The following is an 18609-nucleotide window of genomic DNA, read 5'->3' on the forward strand; positions in this document are numbered from 1 at the left end:
CATGGCCATCTTTTCCCCAGCCGCCCGCCGAACCACCTACGCGCTGCTCTCCGTCGCCCTTGCGGGTTCACTCGCCGCATGCGGCAAGGACGCAGCCCCGACGCCCACCGCGAGCAAGCTCGATCCCGCGAATCCGGTGACGCTGGTCGTGGGCGTCCCGCGCAACTTCGGCTACCTGAGCACGCTGTGGGCGAAGGATGTGCAGACGCCCGGCGTGAAGATCGAATACAAGTACTTTCCCAACTTCGTGGACATGCTCACCGCCTTCAATGGCGGGCAGCTCGACATCACCGAGATCGGTGACGTGGGTGCCGCGCAGTCGTTCGCGGCGAGCAAGGGCGACGTCAAGGTGATCGCGGTGACGCAGCCCAACGCAGGCAACACGGGCCTTCTCGTCTCCAAGGACAGCCCCTATCAGAAGTTCGCCGACCTGAGGGGCAAGCAGCTGCTGTTCCTCAAGTCGACCAACACCTACCTAGGCGTCAAGCACCAGATCGCCGATGCCGGACTGCAGGAGTCCGACTTCAAGTTCGTCGAGCTCGCCGGCCCTGCCGCGGTCAAGGCATTCCAGACGGGCCAGGTCGAGGGCTACTACACCATCGACCCCAACATGGCCGACGTCGTCGAGAAGACCGGCGCCCGTCTCATCGCCGACGGAAAGGCCCAGCGGATCCAGAACCTCTACCCCTACGTCGCCCGGAAGAAGGCCGTCGAGGAGAAGAAGGAGGCGCTGGCCGCCTTCGTCCAGGTGCTGGCCGACACGATCGCATGGGCGCAGGCGCATCCCGACGAGCAGGCGCGCATCGTCGCGCCGAAGATCCAGTTCAGCGAATCGGCCATCAAGACGACTTTCGGTCGCGGTGCCAAGGCGCTGCAGAAGATCGACGACCGATTCCTGACGGAACAACAGGCCAACTTCGACGAGCTGCTCGCCGCTGGCGTATTGAAAGAAGCCGTCAAGGCCAGCGACCTCTACCTCACCGACTTCGTCGGCAACATCACGCCGTCGGGCGCGGCATCGCAGTAGCGACGGCGCATATGCATGCTCGCAATTCTTCGTTGAGCATGCAGGTCGCCATTTCTACGATTCATCGGTTTCATCCCATCACACGCCATGACCGCATCCACGCCCTCTCCCGCGCCGCGCCGCAGTGCGCTCAAGACCCTTGCCGCCTTCGGACTGGCCAGTACCGCCGGCGGACTCGCACTGGCGCTGGGCGGATGCTCGCGCGAGGACAAGGCCGCATCGGCCACGTCAGCCGCGGGCGGTCCGTCCGTGGTGCGCAATGCGGGCGACAAGGTCGCCTTCAAGTACCCGGACAACCCTTCCTTCGATCTCATCTACCTGGCCGACGAGCTCGGCTACTTCGACGGCACCAACACGCGCCCGCAGTACGTCGGCAAGATCGCCGCGCCGCAGATCATTCCGCTGGTGGGCACGGGCGAGATCGACTTCGGCTCGCGCATGGTGCCGCTGGTGATCTCGGCCATTGCATCGGGCGCCGATCTCAAGGTGGTGGCCGCAGGCGGCAAGACGCTGCAGGAAGCGCCGCACATGAAGTACTTCGTCCGCAAGGACTCGGGCATTCGCGCGCCGAAGGACCTCGAAGGCAAGACCATCGGCTTCAACAGCTTCGGTGCGTGCGCCGAGTTCGTCACGAAGAAGTTCCTGCGCGAAAAGGGCGTCGACGTGACCAAGATCAACTTCCTGGTGGTGCCCGACGAGCAGGCCGAGCAGACGCTGGTGACCGGCAACACCGATCTCGCGATCATTCACGCGCCCTTCTCGGGGCGGGCCGACAACGCGCAGCAACTGGTGCGCCTGTGGAGCGACTACGACCTCGACGGCGGCCTGGGCGGCATGGCGCCCTACAGCGCGCACGGCCGCTTCGTCCGCGAGCAGCCCGAAGGCACGCGCGACGTGGTGACGGCGCTGGCCAAGGCAGCCAACTGGGTCAACGCGCATCCTGAAGATGCACGCCGGATCGTCTCCAAGCGCATCAACATGGCGCTGGAGAACGTGGACCGCTTTGCCTACATCGACGACCTCGTCGTGACGGAGCCGCCCATCCAGTACTACATCGACATCCTGCAGTCCGAAGGCAAGCTCGCCGCCGGCAAGGTCGAGGTGAAGCAGGTCTACACCAACGAATTCAATCCCTTCGCGCAAACCTCGCGCCCGAAGGCCTGAGGCCGCCTCCCGGACACGCGAATGACGATCAAGATTTCGGCGCGCGAGCTGCGCATGGACTACGCGGCGCGCGGCGCCGGCGAGCGCATTCGCGTGCTCGAGCACTTCGACCTCGACGTGCGCGAGGGCGAGTTCCTCTCCGTGCTCGGGCCTTCGGGCTGCGGCAAGTCGACCTTCCTCGGCATCCTGGCCGGCCTGACGCCGAACACCGGGGGCACGATCACGGTCGATGGCCGCACGCTCGCAGGCATCAACCGGAACCAGGGCGTGGTGTTCCAGGGCTATGCACTGTTCCCGTGGCGCACAGTGCTCGACAACATCGCGGTCGGTCTCGAGATCCGCGGCATCGACAGGGTCGCGCGGCGCCGCATCGCGAACGAGTACCTCGAACTCGTGGGGCTGCACGGCTTTGCCGACCGCTATCCGCATGAGCTCTCGGGCGGCATGAAGCAGCGCGTGGCGCTCGCGCGTTCGCTCGCCTACCGGCCCGACGTGCTGCTCATGGACGAGCCCTTCGCGGCGCTGGATGCGCAGACGCGCGAGATCCTGCAAGGCGAGCTGCTTCGCCTCTGGGAGCACGATCGCAAGACCATCGTGTTCATCACGCACAGCCTCGACGAGGCCATCTACCTGTCCGATCGCGTCGCCGTGATGACGCAGCGGCCCGGCCGCATCAAGCAGATCATCGACATCCCGCTCGCGCGGCCCCGTTCGGCCGAGCTGCGCAACACGCCCGAGTTCGCGAACCTGCGCCAGCGCGCATGGGACGTGCTCAAGGACGAGGTGCAGTTCGGCGTCGCGCCCCTTGGCGCCACCGCCAACCCGGCCGAGCGCAAGGAGCTTGCGCCAGTCTCCGCGCTCGAGGAGGCCGCACCATGAGCGCGAATCTGCAAGACAACGGTGTCTCGCTCGAACCCGCGCTGCGTGCGCATCGACGGGCGTGGCCATGGCGTACATGGCTGCAGCCGTTCGCGAAACTGGCGGAGCGCGGCCTGGGACTGCTGCTCTTCCTGGTGCTGTGGGAGCTGCTGCCTCGCAGCGGCATCGTCAGCGAAGCCTATCTCAGCCCGCCCTCGTCGGTGATCGCCAGCATCGCGCAGCTCGCCGAGCAGAACCTGCTGTGGAAGCACATTGCCGCGAGCCTTCAACGCTCGCTGTGGGGCCTGCTGCTGGCCATTGGCGCGGGCGTGCTGCTCGGGTTGCTGATGGGTGCGGTGCGCCGTCTCGAATACCTGCTCGACCCGGTCCTGCAGCTCTTCCGCCAGACCTCGGCCTTCGCCCTCTTCCCGGTCTTCATCCTGTTCCTCGGCATCGGCGAACTGTCGAAAGTGGCGATCATCTTCTGGGCCTCTTTCTGGCCGGTGCTGCTCAGCACGATCAGCGGCGTGAAGCAGGTCGACCGTTTGCTGATCAACTCCGCACGCTCGATGGGCGCCACGCGCCGGTTCATCTTCTTCAAGGTGGTGTTGCCCGCGGCTTCGCCGTCGATCTTCACCGGCATCCGCCTTGCAGGTGCCTACTGCATCACCGCGCTCGTCGCCGCCGAGATGATCGGTGCCCACTCGGGACTGGGCTTCCTCACGCTCAATTCGCAGGAGACCTTCCAGATCCCGACCATGTACGCCGGCATCCTGATGCTCGCGGTGGTCGGGCTGCTTCTCAACTATCTCTTGGCCCTGCTGGAGCGGCGCCTGCTGCGCTGGCGCAAGGGATTGAGCCTCGATGATTGACGCACCAGTCCTTGGAGTCCGCGCGACGGTGGCCGCCGTTGGCGCATCGGCGTGCGTGCTGGCAGCCATTGCATTCGCAGGCCATCCGGCTGTCTCGGGGCTGGCGCACGCCTTGCTGCCTGCGCCGTCGCCTGCTGAACTGCCGCGCGGACCCATCCTCGAGCGCGCGACACAGCGCGGCGTGCTGATCGTCGGAGTGCGCAGCTACCCACGCCCTGCGCCACCGGGTGCGCTCGCGCCAGCCGAGCCTGACAGCTACGACGTCGCCCTCGCTCGCCGGATGACCGAACGCCTCGCGCTTCGCCTCGAACTGGTGGGTCTTGCGCCTGCGGAACAGGATGCGGCCTTGCGCACCGGCCGTGTGGACCTGGTCATAGCCGGCGCATCGGAAGGGTCACCCGACGCGGGCACTACCGCGGCGGAAGGCAGCTATGACAGCGACTCCGGCACACTGGTGGCGCTTCGCGCCGGAAAGCTGCAGGGCACCGACGACCTGCGCGGTGCGCCGATCTGCGTGGCGCAAGGAACGGGCTACTCGGCCACGCTTGCCGAACGCTACGGTGCGCGACCGCAAACCTATCCGTCTTCCGTGCATGCCGCGTCGGCCTTCATGGCTGGCGAGTGCCAGGCACTCGTCGATCACGGCGATGTGCTCGAGCGGTTGCTCCGCAACGAGGAGTGGCGCTTCTACCGCACCATCGCGCGCGGCCTCGCGCCAGGATCCGACGCCACGATCCGCATGGCCTCCGGCGATACGCGATCGCGCGACTGGCTCACCGCCGCGATGCGCGAATGGCGTGTCGATGGTGAACAGCAACAGGCGCGCAGCGCGCGGGTCGGTAACCTGCTTTTCGAGATCGGGCTGCTCAAGGACGGGCTGGTCTGCCATTCCTGAGTAGCGCCAGTCACGTCGAACGCCTCCGAGGGCCATGGCGCAACGTGAGCAGCGTGCCGAGCGTCATCGCCGCGAGCGCGAACACCGGCCCGCCCAGTGCGCCGATGCGATCCACGAGCAGGCCGCCGCCGATCGCCCCGCTTGCGATCGCGATCTGGAAGGCCGCGACCAGGAGTCCGCCCGCGCCTTCGGCATGGTCCGGCGCGACGCGCACGATCCACGTCTGGAAGCCGACCGGAAAGGCCCCGAAAGCAAATCCCCAGAGCACGACCGCAACGGCCGTGACCACCGCCGATCCGCCCGCCAGCACGAGGCTTGCGGCCAGTGCGGCGATCAGCGCACCTCCGAGCACGATTGCGCGGCGCTCGCTGCGCTCGGCGATGTAGCCACCCGCAAGGTTGCCGAAGAACCCGCCGATGCCGTAGCCGAGCAGGATCGCCGACACCGCGCCGACCGACAGGTGCGTGACGTTCTCCATCAGCGGCCGGATGTAGGTGAAGCCCGCGAAGTGGCCCGAGATCACCAGGAGCACCGCGAGCAGCGCAACGCGCACGCCGGGTCGCGTGAGCAGTTCGCCGAGCACACGCAGGTCCGGGTTGTCACGCGATGGCAGTGCAGGGAGCGTGAAGAGCTGCGCCACGAGCGTGATCACACTGACCACGCCAGCCGCGACGAATGCGCTGCGCCATCCCCAAAGCTCGCCCATCCATGCCCCGACCGGCGCGGCGCAGACGGTCGCGACCGAGACGCCCGTGAGGATCAGCGACATCGCACGCGCAAAGAGGCGCTCCGGCACGAGTCGCAGCGCGAGCGCTCCCGCCATCGACCAGAACCCGCCGAGCGCCACGCCGAGCAGCACGCGCGCGAAGAGCAATCCGGCCAGGCTGTCGGCCGTCACGGCGAGTACGTTCGACACCACGAGGACGACCGTCAGCACGAGCATCACGGCGCGACGATCAAAGCGACGCGTCAGCAAGGGCATCGAAGGCGCGGCAATCGCGCCGACGAGCGCGGTCGCCGTCACGGTCTGGCCGGCTGCCCCTTCGGTGACGCGCAGATCGGCCGCCATGGCGGTCAGCAAGCTTGCGGGCAGGAACTCGGCGGTCACGAGGCCGAAGACACCGAGCGCGAGGGCAGCCACGGCGGGCCAGTGCGCCTCCGCGGCGTTTTCAGCCGGCGCTTTCGGGGTGGGCGCGCGGTCGGGATCGGGTGGGCAGGTGCTGCAGGCGGAAGTCACGTTGAAAAGCGGCGTCGAGATGCCGTAGTGAAGCAAGGCCTTTAGCCTATGGCCAAGAATCCGGCGTTTCCATGCCGGGAGAGCCGAATTGCTTGACCTTTTGTCCGACGCCACGCCAGACGTGAAAGCAACCCCCGAAGACCGCCAGGGGCACGACACCCTGACCCAGGTGCTGCTCGGGCTGCGTCTCGACGGTGTCGAGTATGGCCGCTGCGTGATGCAGTCGCCGTGGGCGATCGCGTATCCCGCGCAGCGCGAAGCGCGCTTCCATTTCGTCGCCAGCGGCAGTTGCTGGCTGCGCACGCCGGCGACCGAATGGGTGCAGCTCAACCCAGGCGACGCGGTGCTGCTGCCGCGCGGCAGCTTTCATGTGCTGGCGAGTGCGCCCGATGTGCCATGCGTCGACATCGATTCGTTGTCGCGCATCGCGGTGTCCGAGAACATCTACCTCGTGCGCGGGTGCGGCGATACGAAGGTCTCGAACGATTCGATCGACGCAACGCCTTCGAACGTGATGTTCTGCGGCGCGATGCGCTTCAACCTCGACCCGCTCCATCCGCTGCTGGCGATGATGCCGGACGTGATGCGCGCGGGCGAACTCGCACGGCGCGACCCGACGGTGCCGGCGCTGCTCGAGGCCATGGAGCGCGAAGTCGCGCTCGACCGCATCGGCGCCTGCGGTGTTCTCGCGCGCCTGGCCGACGTGCTGGCCGCGAGCATCATCCGCGCCTGGGTCGAGTGCGGCTGCAGCGACTCGACTGGCTGGATCGCCGCAGTGCACTGCCCGAAGATCGGCAAGGTCATCGCGGCCATCCACAAGGATCCGGAGCGCGACTGGCGCGTGCCGGAGCTTGCGCAACTGATGGGCGCATCGCGCTCCACCTTCGCGGATGCCTTCACGCGGACGCTCGGCGAAAGCCCGGCGCGCTACGTCGCCAAGGTGAAGATATTCCAGGCACGGCGATGGATCGCGCAGGAGGGGATGCGCATCGCGGTCGCGGCCGACCGGCTCGGCTATGACTCCGAGGCATCGTTCAGCCGCGCCTTCAAGCGCGTCATCGGCCACCCGCCGAGCGCGGCGCGCGCACCGCGCGGCGTCTAGCCGCAGCGGGCAAAGAAGCAAACCGAAGATCGATATACGCGGACATTCGTTCGCGGCGAAAGCCTGCGCGTCTAGATTCGGACTCGTCTCCTGCGCCCGCCGCGAGAGACGCATCACGTTTCCTTCCCATGAGCGCCGTTCTTCCTCCCGCTTCCGCATCTTCCTCCGCGCCCTCCGATCCACGGCCTTCCGCGACTTCGCATACCGATCCCGCTTCGCCGGATCGACCGCTCCGCACGAGACGCATTGCCGACGCCACTCAGCGTGGCATCGCGCGTGGAGGCAACTCGCGGCCGTGGTGGCGCTCGACGGTCCTGCCGTGGCTGCTGCCGGTGCTGCTCATCGCCGCGTGGCAGTTCCTCAGCAGCACGGGCCGTCTGCCGGCATCGGTCCTCCCCGCGCCCCTGGATGTGGTGCGTGCCGCATGGGCGCTTGCGCAGCGCGGCGAACTGCAGCGCGACATCCTCGTGAGTCTGCGACGCGTGGCGATCGGCTTCTTCTCCGGTGCCGTCGCTGGGTTGGCGCTCGGCTTCATCGTCGGCCTTTCGACGCTCGCGCACGATGTGCTGGACCGCTCGCTGCAGATGGTGCGCACCATTCCGCACCTTGCGCTGGTGCCGCTGATGATCCTGTGGTTCGGCATCGGCGAAGAGCCGCGTGTGCTGCTGGTCGCGATGGGCTCGCTGTTCCCGGTCTACATCAACACGGTGAGCGGCATCCGCAACGTGGATCCGAAGCTGGTGGAACTCGGCCGCTCCTACGGGCTGGGTCCGCTCGGCCTCGTCGCAACCGTGGTGTTCCCTGCGGCCTTGCCCGCGATCCTCACCGGCATCCGCTACGCGCTGGGCGTCGCTTGGCTGACGCTGGTGGTCGGGGAAACGATCGCCTCGCGCGACGGCATCGGCTACCTCGTGCAGAACGCACGTGAGCTGTTGCGCACCGACATCATCCTGCTGGCGATCGCGCTGTATGCCATCGCCGGTTGGCTCGCCGATGCATTGACACGCGCGATCGAGCGCCGCCTCCTGCGCTGGCACCCCAACTATGCGAAGGGAGCCGCAGCATGAGTGCAAGCGATCACGAACGGCTGGTGCTGCAAGGTGTCGGCAAACGATTCGGCCAACGCCATGTGCTCAAGGACATCGATCTCGACATCCCCGCGGGACAGTTCGTCTCGCTGATCGGACCGAGCGGCGTCGGCAAGTCGACGCTGCTGCGGCTGGTGGCGGGACTGGAGCCGCCGAGCGACGGACGCATCGACCTGCACTCCCGCGCGCCGCAGCCCGACATCCGCATGATGTTCCAGGAAGACCGGCTGATGCCCTGGCGCACGGTGCTGCGCAATGTGACGCTGGGCCTGCGCGGGCGCGACGCGGAAGCGCGCGCGCTGCTCGCGGCAGTCGGACTCGCAGGGCGCGAGAGCGACTACCCGGTGGTGCTCTCCGGTGGCCAACGGCAGCGCGTGGCGCTCGCCCGTGCGCTGATCCACGAGCCCGAACTGCTGCTGCTCGACGAGCCCTTCGGCGCGCTCGACGCCATCACGCGCGCGGCAATGCAACTGCTGCTGGAGCAACTGCTCGCACGCCGCCCGCGCACCGTGCTGCTGGTCACGCATGACGTCGAGGAAGCATTGATGCTGTCCGACCGCGTGCTGCTGATGCGCGAAGGCCGCGTGGCCCGCGACCTTGCGATCGGGCTCGAACGGCCACGGCATCGCGGCGATCCGGTGCTGGCGGCACTCAAGGAGGAGCTGCTCGACGGACTGCTTGCCGCCGAGGCTGCGCGCTGAGACGCGCCCTCCTATCTCTCATTTCTCTTTCTTCATCCAAGGACCGCTTTCCATGAACCCTTCCGATATTCACGTCCCCGGTGCGCGGCGGCGTTTTCTCACGCAGGCAGGTTCCGCATTGCTCGGCACCGCCGGCGCGCTGTGGCTTGCGGGATGCAGCAAGGAAGGCGCATCGACGACGGCTTCGACAACGCCTGCCGCACCCGCTGCGCCTTCGGCAGCGGCTCAACCGCAGCTCACCATCGCGATCATTGGTGACGGCCGGACCGGCGTGTTCGCATCGCTGCGCGCGGGCGACGGCGGGCGCAAGCTGGAAGACGAAATCGGTGCCAAGGTCGTGTGGCAACCCGGCTTCACCGCATCGCTGCCCGTGATGGAAGGCATCAAGGCCGGCGGTGTCGACTTCAGCTTTGCCACAGCCACGGCCGTGGTCAATGCGGTGGCCGCGGGCGTGCCGATCGTGCCGCTTGCCGCTTATCCGCTCCCGGCCGACGAGGTCGACGTGCTGGTGCGGGCGGACTCGCCAATCCGCAGCGCGGCCGATCTCAAGGGGCGCAAGGTCGCTCACCAGAACGGCACCACCGGCACCTACAGCCTCATCAAGTACCTCGACAGCGCGGGCCTTCGCCTCTCGGACGTCGAAGCCGTCAGCCTCAGCGGCGCCGATGCGTACACCGCCTTCGCGCAAGGCAGCATCGATGCGTGGATCCACTGGCAGCCCGCGAGCGCGCTCGCCCTGGCCAAGCTCGGCGACAAGGCGCGCACGCTGCCGGCCGTGAAGACCTACGACTGGGCCTTCTACGTGGCACGCACCGGCTTTGCCGAAAAGAATCCGCAGGCAGCCGCGAAGCTCGTGCGCCTGATCCGCGAGACCCAGCAGTACATCGTCGCGCACCCGGACGACACCGTGGCCTCGTGGGCCGCGCAGGGCGGCTTCGAGGCCGGCAGCACCGAACAGAAGGTGTACCGCCAGCTCATCGTCGACCAGCGCCTGTCGGACTCGGGCGCGACCGCGCTGCGCCCCATCGACGAGGCCGCCGCGGCCTCCACGCAGGACCTTGCGGACAACTTCCATGCACTCGGCGTGCTGCCGAACCGGACCGACGTACGCAGCTTCCTGCTCGATCCGAAATTCGATGCCTATCGCAAGCAGGTCGCTGCCGAACTGGGAGCCTGAACCATGACGAAGACACAAGACAAGAAGATCCATCTCGCCGCATTCGTGACCGCGGGCCCGGGCCGTCCGGGCGGCTGGCGCTATCCGGCGTCCGAGTCGGGCTGGCTCGACGCGGACTACTACCAGGGCATCGCGCGCACGCTGGAGCGCGGGCTTTTCGATCTCGCCTTCTTCGCCGACATCCTCGCGGTGCCGGATCGCTACCAGGGGAGCAACGACACGCAGTTGCGCTACGGTGCGCTCGGTTCGCTGCGTCTCGACCCGGTCGTGGTGCTGTCGATCATGGCCGCGGCGACGAAGCACCTGGGGCTGGCCTCCACGCGCTCGACGAGCCACTACGAACCCTTCGAGGTCGCGCGCTCTTTCGCCACGCTCGACCACCTGAGCGCGGGCCGCGCGGCGTGGAACGTGGTCACGTCGTTCCAGGATGCCGAGGCGCGCAACTTCTCGAAGAAGCAGCAGGTGCCGCGCAACAAGCGCTACGACCGCGCCGATGAATTCCTCGAAGTGGTGTTCAAGCTGTGGGACAGCTGGGAAGACGACGCGCTGGTGTATGACCGTCAGACACCGCTCTTCGCCGATCCGAAGAAGGTCCGGTACATCGATCACGAAGGCGAGTGGTTCAACGTGCGCGGTCCGCTCAACGTGGCGCGACCGCCGCAGGGCTACCCGGTGATCCTGCAGGCCGGTGCCTCGGACCGCGGCCGCGACTTTGCGGCACGCTGGGCCGACGCGATCTTCGTGAGCCACGATTCCTTCGACAGCGCGAAGGCGTTCTACAAGGAGATCAAGGACCGCGCGCGCTCGCACGGCCGCGATCCCGATTCGCTCAAGGTGCTGCCAGCCGCCACGCCGCTCGTCGGCGAGACGCAGGCGATCGCCGAAGAGAAGGACCGCGCGTTGCGCGCACTGGTCGATCCGCATGCGGGACTGTCCACGCTGTCGTATCACCTCGACGTGGACCTGTCGGCCTATCCGCTCGATGCCGAGCTCCCCGACATCGACGTGCCCGGCGTGCAGGGCCACTACCAGGAAGTGCGCGAAGCCACCGACCGCGACCGGCTCACGCTGCGCGACCTGGGCAAGCGCTACGGCAGCCGCTACGAAGGCGACCTGATCGGCACGCCGGACAAGGTGGCCGACGGACTGGAGCGCTGGTTCCGCGGCGGCGCATGCGACGGCTTCATGATCAGCGCGCCCTTCCAGCCGGGTGGCTTCGAAGACTTCGTGCGCCTCGTGGTGCCCGAGCTTCAGAAGCGCGGCCTCTATCGCACGGCGTACGAGGGGCGCAACCTGCGCGAGAACCTCGGGCTCGAACGGCCTGGTGTCGACGCATGGCGTGAACGGGCGGCGGCGAGCGCTCTGCGGGAGGCTGCATGAGCGCCGCCCGGCCGCCCGAAGGCGCTCGCACCGCAGCGCGAAGCGCGGAGGTTACCCAATGAGCGCCGTGATCGATCCGAACGCACCGCCCGCCACAACCCACGGCGAAGTCGTCGCCATTCATGCGAAGGCGCTGGACACATCGGGCCGGTTCCTCGTCAGCGCGCGGCACAACCACTTCGTCTCCGATGCGAAAGCCTCCGCCGGCGGACCCGGCGAAGCGGTGCAGGCGGGCGAGCTGTTGCTCTCTTCGCTGGCTTCGTGCGGACTGGCACTCGTGCAGAAGGAGGCCCTCGCGCGCGAGGTCTGGCTGACGCGCACCGAAGTGGAAGTGCGCTTCGAGCGCGATCCGGACGACGGCACGCGCTATCGCGAGATCCGGCTCGACTTCGCGATCGGTGGAGTCGAACTGACGGTCGCGCAGGCTTTGGTCGATGCCTTCACGGGCGCCTGCCCGATCTACAACACGCTGCGCCGGGGTGGCCCCATCAGGGCCAACGTGCGAACGCTGCCCTGAAGGGCATTCACTCGGCGGGCCAGAAGACCAGCGCCCGCAGCTCGATGCTGCGCCGGGGCGCTGGCACGGCACCGGAACCGGAGTCGACAGGAAGCTCGAAGGCGGTGTGCGCGGTCAGCCGCGCGGTGCCGTCGTCGCGCGAGTCGTAGATCTTGAGCAGCAGCGCCTCGTCCGGACGCAGGCGCGGGAACCAATACCAGCGATGGTTCGGGTTGTGCAGGAACGAGTAGGTTTCGCCGACCTTGTCGCGGTAGACCAGGTCGCTCGGCACCAGATCGCCGGGGACGATCGAACGCGCATCGCAGAGCGCCAACGGCCACTGCTCGACCGTGGCGAGTGGCCGCCAGAGATTGATGATCGCGAAGCGATTGCGCAGGCGCGTCTCCGCTTCTTCGGCCGGCAGGTGGTCGCGCACGCGGCGCGGCCCCGACACGAAGGTCTGGTCGTTGTGCACGCGGCGCACCGGCTCTCGCAGTGCGGCCGTCGCACGCGAGCCTTGCGCGCTGTCGCGCAGCGTGTGATCGAACACCACGACCTTCTCCGCGCCCGTTGCCGCGAGCAGCAGTTGCTCGCTCTCGGGGTAGTACACGCTGCGAACGGCAGCGTCGTCCGAGAAGTTCCTCACCTCGCTGCGATGAGCGACAAGCTCGAAGCCGCTGCGGTCGAGCGACAGCTCGCCCAGCGCGGCGAAAGGCCTGCCGTCGCGAATCTGGACACGCCGCGGCTCGTTCTCGCCGGTGGTCCACGGCACGCCCTCGGGCGGCTCGAAGGTGTAGCTGACCGGCCGCGACGTGCCGGGCTTCAGGTAGTTGAGCTGGGCCTGCACGGCTGTCAGCGCCTGCGCGCCCGGCCAGTCGGTGAAGACGGCACTCATGGCCTGATGGCGACCAGACCGGCCGAGTTCGTCGGCGCCCAGAAGGTCTCCAGCTGCAGTTCCTTGAGTGCGCGGTTCAGGAAGCTCGGATCGGCCCAGGTCTTCGCATCGAAGGTCTGGCGGATGATCCCGATCTTCTTCGCGCCGTCGATCACGTCGGTGTAGTGGGACACGAAGCCGTCGTCGAGCAGCGGCGAGTAGCGCTCCTTGAGCGATGTGCCTTCGAAGTCGCTGGAGAAGAGGACCACCGGCAAGCCGCTGATTTCGTGGAAGCGGTTGAACAGCGCATCGCGCTTCGAGTCATCCGAAGCCACCTGGGCCTGCTTCACGATCACCTTGATGAGTCGCGTGAGCGCTTCAGGGTGTTGCTTCGCGAAGTCGTCGGTGGCGATCACGCCGGAATTGATGCCGTAGATCGGCCCCTTGTTGCGCGTGCTCACCGGGATCTCCGCGGTGCCCGCGAGCTTCAGCAACTGAAGGTCCGACCCGCCGAAAGTCGCGTCGATGTCCTTGCTCGCGACCGCCGCCTTGGAGGTCGGCCAGTCGAGATTGGTGAAGCGCACATCCTTCTCAGTCAGCCCCTGGTCTTCGAGCAGGCGGTTGAACGACAGCTGATAAGCGGTTCCGCGCAGCACCGCGACGCGCTTGCCTTTCAGGTCCTTGAAGCTCTGGATGTTCGAGCCCAGCGCGGTCGCGAGGTAGCTGTTGCTGCCGCGTCCGCCCGAGGCGACCAGCCGCGTCTTGAGACCGCTCGCGCGCCCGATGACGCCCGCCAGGTCGCCGAGGAAGACCACGTCGAGCTGGCCGGTGGCGAGCGCTTCATTGATCGCGGGGCCGGCACCCTTGAAGAACTTCCATTCGATCTTCACGCCGTCCTTCTCGAACTCGGATTCGAGCGCCTTCTGCGCATACACCAGCGACACCGGGCCCGCGCCCGCAAAGGACTTGCCCGCGCTGCCTTGCTCGGGCGCGGCGAGGCGGATCACTTTCGGAAGATCGGCGGCAGTTGCGGCGCCTGCGCCCAGCAGTGCGGTGAAGGCCAGTGCGGAAGCCAGAAGCGGCCGGCGGCCGATGGAGAGCAAACGTCGTGTCATGCAATACCTGCGGAACAAAGAAACGATGAAATCAGGCAGCCAGCAGCGCAGGCGTCTCGGCGCCGAACTCGGCGAGCACGCTGTCCTTGATCTCGGCGAAAGCCTGCGTGCTGCGCTGGCGTGGATGCGAAAGCGGCACTGGCACCACGCGCCGGATGCGGCCCGGCCGCGGCTCCATCACGACCACCTTGTCGCCGAGGAACACTGCCTCTTCGACATCGTGGGTGACCAGGATCGTGGTGATGCCCTCGGCCTGCCAGATGCGCAGAAGTTCCTGCTGCAAGTGGGCTCGCGTCATGGCGTCGAGCGCACCGAAGGGCTCGTCGAGCAGCAGGATCTCGGGCCGGTTGACCAGCGCCCGCGCGATCGCCACCCGTTGCGCCATGCCGCCTGAGAGCTGGTGCGGCCACGCCTTCTCGAAGCCCTGCAGGCCGACCAGCTCGATGTGCTCGCGCACCTGCATGCGCTTCTGGCCTTCCGTCAGCGACGCATTGAGCAGGCCGAGCGCGATGTTGTCCTCCACGGTGAGCCATGGAAAGAGGCGGTGCTCCTGGAAGACGATCCCGCGGTCCAGGCTCGTGCCCACGATGCGCTTGCCGTCGAGCAGGATCTCGCCCTCGTAGTCGTCTTCCAGCCCGACGACGAGCCGCAGCAGCGTCGACTTGCCGCAGCCGCTGGTGCCGACGATGCTCACGAATTCGCCCGGCTCGATGCGCAGCGAGATGTCGTTCAGCACCGGCAGCGCTTCGCCCTCCACGGTGTATTGCTTGTTCAGGTGCCGGATGTCGAGCGTCCCCGCGTTGTTGGCCATGTCGATGTGGTTCCTCAAAACTGTGCGACAGAACGGCCGCGCCATGCCAGCAGCCGGTTCTCGATGCGGGTGGCGATCCAGTTGAGCGTGAAGCCCACCAGTCCGACGACGATCACGCCGAAGATCACCAGGTCCATCTGGAAGTGCTCGCGGCCGTCGATCATGGTGTTGCCGATGCCCTTGCCGGCGACCAGCAGGTACTCCGCGCCGAGCGTCGCGAGCCATGCATAGATGAGTGCGAGATGGATGCCCGCGAAGATCGAAGGCGACGCACTCGGCAGCACCACGCGCGTCAACATCTGCCGGCGGCTGAACCGCAGGACGCGCGCCACCTCGATGAATTCGCGCGGCACGCTGCGGATGCCCTCGAAGGTGTTGAGCACGACCGGGAAGAAGGCGGCGAGCGACAGGAAGGCGACCTTCGCGGCATCGCCAAGGCCGAACCACACCGAGATCAGCGGAATCCACGCGAACAGCGAGATCTGCTTGAGCGTGTGGAAGCTCGGCCCCACGGCCCGTTCGAAGAGACGCGAGAAGCCGAGCGCGGCGCCGAAGACGAGCCCGCCCGATGCACCGATCGCGAAGCCCGCGAGATTGCGCCACAAGCTCGACCCCAGCGCCACGCGCAGTTCGCCGCTCGCGGTGTATTGCACGGCGCGTTCCCATACCGCCCCGGGCGACACCAGCAGCGGCGAAGTGCTCCAGCCGAAGCGGGTCGCGGCCCACCACAGGAGGACCAGCCCGAGCGGCAGCACCCAGCCGCGCAGTGCCTTCGGCACCGGATGCGGACGCGTTCCAGCTTCACTCATCGCCGGCCTTTCAGAATCCGGCCCGACGCCAGCGCGTCAGACGCACCTCGATCAGCGCCAGCGCCTTGTCGAGCACGAAGCCAACGAAGCCCACCACCACGACGGCGGCGAGCACCACGTCGAGCTGGAAGAGCTGGCGGCCGTAGACGATGAGGAAGCCGATCCCTTCGCTGGAAGCCAGCAGCTCGACGACCACCAGCGCCAGCCATGCATGCGTGAACCCATAGCGCACGCCGTTCCAGATAGGCGCGAAGGCCGACGGAAAGACCACCTTGGTGAGCAGTTGCCAGCGCGTGAATCGCAGCACGCGCGCCACTTCGATGTAGCGCGTCGGCACGCCCTGGATGCCCTTGTAGGTGTTGAGGGCGATGGGTACCAGCGCCGCTTTCGCGATGAGGATGATCTTCAATGCCTCGTCGATGCCCACCAGGAGCATGAGAAGCGGCAACCAGCCCAGCACCGGCACCTGACTGAAGGCCTTGAAGAGCGGATAGACGTAGTCCTTGAAGACGGGCGACAACCCCATGGCAATGCCGAGCGCACCGCCCACTGCGAGCCCCAGCGCGAACCCGCCGAAGACGCGCAGCAGGCTGACCTGCAGATGCCCCCAGATCTCGCCGGTGCGGAACAGATCGACGAGCGTTGCCCAGACCGCCGCCGGCGATGGGAGAACCTGCGGCGCGATCCACTCGTATTCGGCGCCGAGATACCAGAGCAGAAGAATCAGCAGCGGAAAAGGCCACGCGATCCAGCGCTGCGCCCAGCGGCGCCACGGCGCGGTTGTGGCAGTAGAACGGGAGGCGGGTTCCGCGGGCGCATGGCCGATGCCACTGGCGGTGATGGATGACATGTAGCGTTCTCTCTCGGGCTCTCGCGGCTGGTCGCCGATGGACGAGAACGATTGTCCGAACGAAGCCTTCAAAACCGAACGACCGATATCTCAGATCGATATAGCGCAATCAACCAAGCTCGCCGTGCGCGCATATGCAAGGAAGCAATCTGTCCTTGGTTGCCACGCCCGCGTGCCGTACAACACGCGCAAACATCGACACACCATGACCTCTGCACGCCAACTCAAGCTGGGCGCTTTCATGCGCCCCGTCAGCATCCACACCGGCGCATGGCGCTACCCCGGGGCCTTCGCGGATGCCAACTTCAACTTCTCGCATCTCAGGCGCTTCGCGCAAACGCTGGAGCGCGCGCGCTTCGACGCCTTCTTCATGGCGGACCATCTTGCGTTGCTGAACATGCCGATGGATGCGCTCAAGCGCAGCCACACCGCCACGTCGTTCGAGCCCTTCACGCTGCTGTCGGCGTTGAGCCAGGCCACGGAGCACATCGGACTGGTCGCGACCGCTTCGACCACCTTCGACGAACCTTTCCACATCGCACGGCGATTCGCTTCGCTCGACCACCTGAGCAACGGCCGCGCCGGCTGGAACATCGTGACCACGTCGAACCCCGATGCAGCGCTCAACTTCGGGCTCGAGGATCACATGGAGCACGACGAGCGCTACGCACGCGCACGCGAGTTCCATGACGTGGTCACCGGCCTGTGGGACAGCTGGGCCGACGACGCGTTCGTCCGCGACGCGGAGGCAGGCATCTACTTCGATCCCTCGCGGCTGCACACCCTCGATCACAAGGGCAAGTACCTGTCGGTGCGCGGCCCGCTGCACATTGCCCGGCCGGTGCAGGGCTGGCCGGTGATCGTGCAGGCCGGCGCTTCAGAGGCAGGGCGGCAGCTTGCGGCGGAAACGGCCGAAGTGATCTTCGCGGCGCAAGGCACCATCGAAGAAGGCCGTCGCTTCTATGCCGACGTGAAAGGGCGCCTCTCCGCGCTGGGCCGCGATCGCGACCACCTCAAGATCCTGCCGGCCGCCTTCGTGGTGGTGGGCGACACCGTCGATGAAGCCCGCGCCATCCGCGCAAGGCTCGACAGCCTCGTCCACTACGAAAGCGCGATTGCCTCGCTCTCCGTCGCGCTCGGGCATGACGCATCGACATTCGATCCCGATGCGCCGCTACCCGACGTGCCGGAAACCAACGCAAGCAAGAGCAGCCGCGAGCGCGTCATTGCGCTGGCACGACGCGAAGGGCTCACCGTGCGCCAGCTTGCGCAGCGGCTCGGCGGCTACGGCGGACTGGCCTTCGTCGGCACCGCGAGCACCATCGCGGACGAGATGCAGGAATGGCTGGAGTCCGAGGCTTCGGACGGCTTCAACATCATGTTCCCGTGGCTGCCCGGCGGGCTCGATGCGTTCGTGGAGAAGGTGGTCCCGGAGCTGCAGCGGCGCGGCATCTTCCGCCGCGAGTACGAAGGCCGCACGCTGCGCGAGAACCTGGGGTTGCCCCGTCCGGACAACCGGTTCTTCGCAGCGCGCTGAGCTCAGACGATGCGCACGGCTTCGTCGAACGGGAGGCGCGGCCCGCGCTCGAAGGTGCCGGCATGATCGGCCACGCCGAGGTTCACGAGGAAGTTGGTGCGCCAGCGGCCATCAGGGAAGAACTCCTTGTCCACCAGCGCGGCGTTGAAGCCGGATTGCGGACCCGCATCGAGCCCCAGCGCGCGTGCCGCGAGGATCAGGTAAGCCCCCTGCAGGCTACCGTTGCGGAACGCAGTGGCCGACGCCAGGTCGGCGTTGCCGTCGAAGAGCGGCTTGGCGTCGTAGGCCGGAAACTGGCTGGGCAGATGGTCGTGGAAGCGCGTGTCGTGCGCCACGATCACGGTCGCGCCGGCGGCCAGCGTCTGCGCGGTGTTGCCCGACGAGAGCGCCGGCTTGAGCCGCTCCCTCGCTTCCTGGCTGCGCACGAAGACGAAGCGCGCAGGTTGTGCGTTGAAAGCCGTGGGGCCCCACTTCACGAGGTCGTAAAGCGCACGGATCGTCTCGTCGGTGATCGGGACCGGCTTGAAGGCATGCACGGTGCGCGCCTTCCTGAAAAGCTGGTCGAGCGCGGCGTCGGGAATGGATTGCAGTGTCGTCATCTGATCTTGGGATGTTG

19 protein-coding genes are annotated in these 18609 nt (G+C 67.2%); 12 read left to right on the forward strand and 7 right to left on the reverse strand.

All coding sequences use genetic code 11. The features are described 5' to 3' along the window. Nucleotide 1 precedes the first annotated feature (1 nt). From FHW64_RS29110 to FHW64_RS29130, 5 genes are all read left to right on the forward strand, one after another. Nucleotides 2-1027: an ABC transporter substrate-binding protein gene (locus tag FHW64_RS29110; RefSeq protein ID WP_184531834.1), complete on the forward strand. Its 1026-nt coding sequence runs from the start codon at nt 2-4 to the stop codon at nt 1025-1027. A gap of 87 nt (nt 1028-1114) precedes the next feature. Further along, nucleotides 1115-2191: an ABC transporter substrate-binding protein gene (locus FHW64_RS29115; protein ID WP_184531836.1), complete on the forward strand. Its 1077-nt coding sequence runs from the start codon at nt 1115-1117 to the stop codon at nt 2189-2191. A 21-nt stretch (nt 2192-2212) separates the two neighbouring features. Further along, on the forward strand, nt 2213-3070 hold the full coding sequence (locus FHW64_RS29120; protein WP_184531838.1) for an ABC transporter ATP-binding protein: 858 nt from the start codon (nt 2213-2215) through the stop codon (nt 3068-3070). Further along, complete coding sequence (locus FHW64_RS29125; protein ID WP_184531840.1) at nt 3067-3921, forward strand: ABC transporter permease; 855 nt, start codon at nt 3067-3069, stop codon at nt 3919-3921. The genes FHW64_RS29120 and FHW64_RS29125 overlap by 4 nt, the downstream gene beginning before the upstream one ends. Continuing rightward, complete coding sequence (locus tag FHW64_RS29130) at nt 3914-4816, forward strand: transporter substrate-binding domain-containing protein (RefSeq protein WP_260306452.1); 903 nt, start codon at nt 3914-3916, stop codon at nt 4814-4816. The genes FHW64_RS29125 and FHW64_RS29130 overlap by 8 nt, the downstream gene beginning before the upstream one ends. A 10-nt stretch (nt 4817-4826) precedes the next feature. Here the strand turns inward: FHW64_RS29130 and FHW64_RS29135 are convergent, their stop codons facing one another. Further along, complete coding sequence (locus FHW64_RS29135) at nt 4827-6089, reverse strand: MFS transporter (RefSeq protein WP_221210540.1); 1263 nt, start codon at nt 6087-6089, stop codon at nt 4827-4829. A gap of 85 nt (nt 6090-6174) precedes the next feature. On the opposite strand from FHW64_RS29135, the gene FHW64_RS29140 reads away from it, so the two are divergent. The 6 genes from FHW64_RS29140 to FHW64_RS29165 all read left to right on the forward strand — a co-directional run bounded on the left by FHW64_RS29140 (nt 6175) and on the right by FHW64_RS29165 (nt 12018). Beyond that, the gene (locus FHW64_RS29140) at nt 6175-7155 is read left to right on the forward strand and encodes an AraC family transcriptional regulator (protein WP_311733394.1); all 981 of its coding nucleotides are present in this window, start codon (nt 6175-6177) and stop codon (nt 7153-7155) included. A gap of 128 nt (nt 7156-7283) precedes the next feature. Then, nucleotides 7284-8222 (forward strand): ABC transporter permease subunit, encoded by a 939-nt coding sequence (locus tag FHW64_RS29145; protein WP_184531842.1) that lies wholly within the window; start codon nt 7284-7286, stop codon nt 8220-8222. After that, a complete protein-coding gene (locus FHW64_RS29150) occupies nt 8219-8944 on the forward strand; it encodes an ABC transporter ATP-binding protein (RefSeq protein ID WP_184531844.1) in 726 nt (241 codons plus the stop codon). The genes FHW64_RS29145 and FHW64_RS29150 overlap by 4 nt, the downstream gene beginning before the upstream one ends. A 52-nt stretch (nt 8945-8996) precedes the next feature. Next, entirely contained in the window at nt 8997-10121 is a 1125-nt protein-coding gene (locus FHW64_RS29155; protein ID WP_184531846.1) for an ABC transporter substrate-binding protein, read from the forward strand. Between the two features lie 3 nt (nt 10122-10124). Further along, entirely contained in the window at nt 10125-11501 is a 1377-nt protein-coding gene (locus FHW64_RS29160) for an LLM class flavin-dependent oxidoreductase (protein ID WP_184531848.1), read from the forward strand. Nucleotides 11502-11559: 58 nt separating this feature from the next. Then, entirely contained in the window at nt 11560-12018 is a 459-nt protein-coding gene (locus FHW64_RS29165; protein ID WP_184531850.1) for an OsmC family protein, read from the forward strand. A 7-nt stretch (nt 12019-12025) separates the two neighbouring features. Here FHW64_RS29165 and FHW64_RS29170 read toward each other — a convergent pair whose 3' ends face one another. Genes FHW64_RS29170 through FHW64_RS29190 form a run of 5 tightly spaced genes read right to left on the reverse strand, consistent with a single transcriptional unit; the run spans nt 12026 to nt 16456 of the window. Next, nucleotides 12026-12892: a CmcJ/NvfI family oxidoreductase gene (locus FHW64_RS29170; RefSeq protein ID WP_184531852.1), complete on the reverse strand. Its 867-nt coding sequence runs from the start codon at nt 12890-12892 to the stop codon at nt 12026-12028. Next, the gene (locus tag FHW64_RS29175; protein ID WP_184531854.1) at nt 12889-13986 is read right to left on the reverse strand and encodes an ABC transporter substrate-binding protein; all 1098 of its coding nucleotides are present in this window, start codon (nt 13984-13986) and stop codon (nt 12889-12891) included. The genes FHW64_RS29170 and FHW64_RS29175 overlap by 4 nt, the downstream gene beginning before the upstream one ends. A 31-nt stretch (nt 13987-14017) precedes the next feature. Then, nucleotides 14018-14797, reverse strand: coding sequence for an ABC transporter ATP-binding protein (locus tag FHW64_RS29180; RefSeq protein WP_184531856.1), 780 nt, complete (start codon nt 14795-14797; stop codon nt 14018-14020). Nucleotides 14798-14811: 14 nt separating this feature from the next. Continuing rightward, on the reverse strand, nt 14812-15606 hold the full coding sequence (locus FHW64_RS29185) for an ABC transporter permease (protein ID WP_184531858.1): 795 nt from the start codon (nt 15604-15606) through the stop codon (nt 14812-14814). A 10-nt stretch (nt 15607-15616) separates the two neighbouring features. Then, nucleotides 15617-16456: an ABC transporter permease gene (locus tag FHW64_RS29190; RefSeq protein WP_184531860.1), complete on the reverse strand. Its 840-nt coding sequence runs from the start codon at nt 16454-16456 to the stop codon at nt 15617-15619. A gap of 205 nt (nt 16457-16661) precedes the next feature. Between FHW64_RS29190 and FHW64_RS29195 the strand changes: the two genes are divergently transcribed. Next, nucleotides 16662-17993, forward strand: a complete 1332-nt coding sequence (locus tag FHW64_RS29195; protein ID WP_184531861.1) for an LLM class flavin-dependent oxidoreductase — start codon at nt 16662-16664, stop codon at nt 17991-17993. A 2-nt stretch (nt 17994-17995) separates the two neighbouring features. On the opposite strand, the gene FHW64_RS29200 is transcribed toward FHW64_RS29195, so the two are convergent. Then, complete coding sequence (locus tag FHW64_RS29200; RefSeq protein WP_184531863.1) at nt 17996-18592, reverse strand: malonic semialdehyde reductase; 597 nt, start codon at nt 18590-18592, stop codon at nt 17996-17998. Nucleotides 18593-18609 lie beyond the last annotated feature (17 nt).

Source organism: Variovorax sp. Sphag1AA, from assembly GCF_014192575.1.
In the GTDB taxonomy this organism is placed as follows: Bacteria; Pseudomonadota; Gammaproteobacteria; order Burkholderiales; family Burkholderiaceae_C; genus Variovorax.